Here is a 4,368-nt window from a genome sequence, read left to right as displayed (position 1 = left end):
TGTTGGGCGGCGAATTCCCATTCCGCCTCGGTGGGCAGGCGGTAGCCCGTGGCCGTGTAGGGATTGCGGGGGTTGGGAATTTGGCCCCATTGGCCTTCGTAATAGCGGGGCAGGTTCTCCATCTGGCTGCGCCAGTCGCAGTAGCAGGCCGCGCCGTACCAGGACACCCACATCACGGGATGGTTCACCGGGTCGTAGTTACCGCCAGGGTAGGCCTCACCCGGACCCCAGCTTCCAGCATCGTAAGTACCGGCTTGCAGGTAGAACTGCTGCGTGCCGGCGTTGTAGCGAATCTCGCAGTAATCGCGACCGGGGTAGTTGATCCGCAGCAGGTTCACGCCATACTGCTGGACATAGTCCCCCACCACGGACACCAAGCCCTGCGCCTTGGCCCAGTTCAGCGCCTCCAGGTACTGGGCATTGGTCACTTCGGTGCGGCCCAGCAGGAAGTCGTTGGTCAGGGTCACCAAATGCTCGGGCGTGGCCACGCCGGCCTGGCCCATCACGAACTGGCCGGCGGGGATCAGCACCATGTCCAGGGGATTGGCATCCGGGCAGGATTGCACCTGGACTCGATAGAAGCCACGATCACCTGTGAAGCTGTCCGTGTAGCTCGCAGCCGAGGTGCTGTCGATCCAGGTGGCCTCCGTCGGGAGAAAGCCCGGCGACTCGCTCAGGTGGACATCATAAAAGACACAGTCAAGAGGGTTGCCCAGGGTGTCCTGGGTCACGGGCGACCAGTCCAGTTGGACATGCGCCGAGTCCGCCACCTGGATCTGCAGATCGGTGACGGGCAAGGGCGGTGCAGCCAGGGCCACGGCAAGGGAGCCCAGCAGGCCGGCAAGGAAAGTGGTAGTGGTTCTCATGGTGACTCCGTTCATCAACATCCGCTCCGCCGCCCGGTCCGCAGGCCTTGCCCTGCGACTTCCGCGCGGGCTCGCTCGGCCTGGGGCCTAGCGTCGTGGCTCACGTGTTCCCAGCAAACAGCCCCCCAAAGGGTAGGAGGGCAACGGCTCACGGGAGAGTCCTGCAGAGACGGAAGCCGTAGAAGTAGTAGTTGCTGAACGGGCTGCCATAGAAGCGAAAGGCGCACGGCAGGTTGGTCGCGCTGTTGCCCCAACCGCTGCCCCGTTCCACACGGCCGGAGCCGCTGGCCGGACCCGCCGGGTTTGACTGCGGACTGCTGCTGTAGCTCCCGTACCAATCATTGCACCACTCCCACACATTCCCCGCCATGTCCTTCAGACCCAGTTCGCTGTCACCGGCAGGGTAGCTGCCTACCGGCGCCGTCCATCCCATACAACCGCTGTAGTTGGCATGCACACAAGCCGTGGGTGACGCATTGCCCCATGGATAGGTGCGCTCGTCATCGTACTGCGCCGCAAACTCCCATTCCGCCTCTGTGGGCAGGCGATAGCCCGCAGCGGTGTAGGGGTTGTTGGGGCTGGGAATCTGCCCCCAGTTGCCGTTGTAGTAGGGGGGCAGGCCATTCATCAGGCTGAGCCAGTCGCAATAGCAAGCCGCACCATACCACGACACATTCTTGACGGGGTGGTTCGCTGGGTCGTAGGCGCCGCCGGGGTAGGCCTCACCTGGACCGTAACTGCCGGCATCCCAGGTCCCGGCCTGCAGGAAGAATTGTTGCGTTCCGGCGTTGTAGCGGATTTCGAAGCGATCGTAGCCGCTCTCGTTGATGCGCAACAGGGTCACGCCGTACTGCTGCACATAGTCCCCCACCACGGAGACCAAGCCCTGCGCCTTGGCCCAGTTCAGCGCCTCCAGGAATTGGGCGTTGGTCACCTCGGTGCGGCCCAGCAGGAAGTCGTTGGTTAGGGTAACGGAGTGCTCGGGCGTGGCCACGCCGGCCTGGCCCATCATGAACTGGCCGGCGGGGATGAGCACCATGTCCGGACCCCCGCCGTCGCTGACTGCGATCACGCGATAGAGCCCCAGTCCCGACGGGGACACGGCGCCCACATCCGTGGTGCTGGTGCCCACGATTGTCTCGAGCAGGGTGAAGGCGGCCCCCACACCGGCGGCCTTCCATACCTCGTATTGCACGTCGGAGAGGGGGCAGCCGCCCACCGATTCCGTCACGGGCGGCCAACTGAGCAGCACATCACCGCCACTGACAGAGATCTGGACCTGCGGCGCCTGCGGTGTCGGATCGGTGCACACGTAGGGATGCGCCCCACTCAGGATCAGGCTGTAGGCCTGGGAAGCAATGGTCCCCTTGTGGCTGATGACGAGCGTATGAATTCCCGTCTCCGTGGCCGTGAACTGGATCTGCTCGACGTTGTCCCGCGTGTTGTCGCCCCGCGTCGCCGCCAGCGCGGGGTTGGCGGGGTCGAGGATCCAGGGCAGCCGGGCCGTCCCCACGGGGGGGTGGCAGCGCAGGTCCAGGTCGTGGACGAGGATGGGATCGGGCGGATCCAGGGCGGGGGCGGGGGAGGTGCCGGGCGGGTCCGTCCAGCCCATGGTGATGCGCACATCGTGGCCGGCCTCGGCCCACAAGGAGAGGTTCTCCTGTGCGCCGTTCTGCAACTGCCGCTCCTGGATGTGCCAATCCTCCGTCTCCTGCAGGCTGATCAACTCCGCGGCGGCGCGCGTGTTGAGCAGCCCCCAGCCGTGGCTGTAGTCCGGGCCGGCGGCAGGGCCCGCCTCGTCGGTGGTGTGGATAAGCAGGGCCTTCAGCGTGGCGGCGCGGGGTACGGTGCCCAAACGCGCCTCGTAGTGCTGACCCAGCAGCGCCACGGATCCCGCGGCATTGGGGCTGGCCATGGAGGTGCCGGAATAGGTGGCGTACTCCGTGTCGGAGCCGTTGAGAGAGGAGGTCAGACCGATCCCGTTGGCGACCAGGTCGGGCTTGATGCGGCCGTCGTCGGTGGGTCCCCAGTTGCTGAAGGCGCTCATCACCACGTCCGCGGGAGCGGCATAGCCGGCCGGCACGTCGTCCACGGCGCCGATGGTCAGGGTGTTCTTGGCGCACTTGTCCGCGCCGATGCAATCATAGCCCCCGCTGGCGCCGTCGGCCTGGCGCGTGACCGTGCTCAGGACCCAGCCGCCGTCCCAGACGTAGTGGAGGCCGCCGGCCCCCGGCCCCGTGTCGTCCCGGTCGTTGCCCGCGCTGTTCACGATGAGGTAGGTGGGATGCGCATGGGCGATCTCGTCATGATCGCGGCTCTTGCTGCCATAATAACCGAACTGGTAGGCCTCCAGCGGACTGATGCTGATGTCGCCGTACCAGTACCAGTCGCTGCCGGACCAGTACCACCCGCTGATCCAACCGTAGGAATGGTTGGATACGCGCAAGCCGCCCGCCGCGGCGGCGGCCATCTCGCCCAGGTCGTTGTCCCAGTTCCAGCTGGTGAGGGCGGCTTGGTAGGCCATGCCCCGGGCGGCCGGATCCACGCCGGCGGCGATCAGCGTCCCGGCCACGTGGGTGGAATGGGCGGAGGTGGCGCCCGCGTCGTGGATCGTGACGCGTCCGCCGAACTCCTGGTGGCTGGCGCGCACCGCGCCGCTGTCCCAGATGCCCAGGTAGCCGATGCCGCTCCCCGTCAGGTTCAGACCGGCGCCGCCGCCCGGCCAGACATCGTCCGTGCTCAGGGTGCGCGCGGCGTTGAGGTTCTCCTCGGCGAGGAAGACCGGCATGCCGCTGACGTCCAGATGATCGAAAGCGATGCCCGGGCGGCTCAGCAAGTGGCGCATGGGCGCGCTGTCCGAGGCCAGCAGGCGCTGGAAGGCCGTGCCCCGCCCGCCCTGCCATTCCATCGTGAGGCGCCGGCTGAGGGGCGTGTCCGTCCCGTCGGGGAGTGCCTGCGCCCAGGCGCCTGCCGCAAGCAGGAGCAGGAGGCCAGTGCCGGGTGAGCTGATCCGAGTCGGGGTCATCTGTTGCTCCTGTCGTTGATTACTGTGTGCGGAAGGGGAGGGCCAATCACGCGATGTCAGCCGGAACATGCAAGCACTACCTCGCTGGACCAGGTGACCGGCGCCGGTGCAACAGTGTCGCCCGGGTCCGGCCGCCGCGCCCTGCCAGGCAACTATGAGAGGCCCAGCACCAGCCGCAGCGCGTTCTCCACGGCGCACAGCCCGGCGGCGCTGAGCCGGGTCAAGGGACCCTCCCCCAGGCGCCGCCGGTCAATGGTGCGGGGCTGGTCGGTGAGCACCACGCTGTCCTGGAGCAGCCGGTCACGGGCGCCCAATCGGATGAACAGCTCGCCCGCAGGCATGGTCATCGTGCTCAAGGGCAGGACGACGACCAGGGGCGTGACGGCCTCGGACAACTCGTCCGCCTGGATCACCAGCGCCGGATGGATCTTGCCCAGTTCCTCGCCGCGCGCGGGATTGAAGTTGGCGACTCACACC

2 protein-coding genes and 1 pseudogene are annotated in these 4,368 nt (G+C 67.1%); all 3 read right to left on the bottom strand.

Annotation, left to right across the window (positions count from 1 at the left end; translation table 11 throughout):
• On the bottom strand, positions 1-866 hold an 866-nt coding region (locus Q8O14_06980; GenBank protein MDP2360480.1), incomplete at its 3' end, for an SUMF1/EgtB/PvdO family nonheme iron enzyme.
• 148 nt (positions 867-1,014) lie between these two features.
• Positions 1,015-3,891 carry an SUMF1/EgtB/PvdO family nonheme iron enzyme gene (locus Q8O14_06975; protein MDP2360479.1) on the bottom strand — a complete coding sequence of 959 codons (2,877 nt, stop codon included), beginning with the start codon at positions 3,889-3,891 and terminating at the stop codon, positions 1,015-1,017.
• Between the two features lie 152 nt (positions 3,892-4,043).
• Positions 4,044-4,346: pseudogene (locus Q8O14_06970) on the bottom strand (type II toxin-antitoxin system PemK/MazF family toxin).
• Positions 4,347-4,368: the final 22 nt, after the last annotated feature.

The organism is bacterium (assembly GCA_030685015.1).
Classification (GTDB): Bacteria; CAIWAD01; CAIWAD01; order CAIWAD01; family CAIWAD01; genus CAIWAD01.
This window is presented reverse-complemented; position numbering and strand designations above follow the sequence as displayed.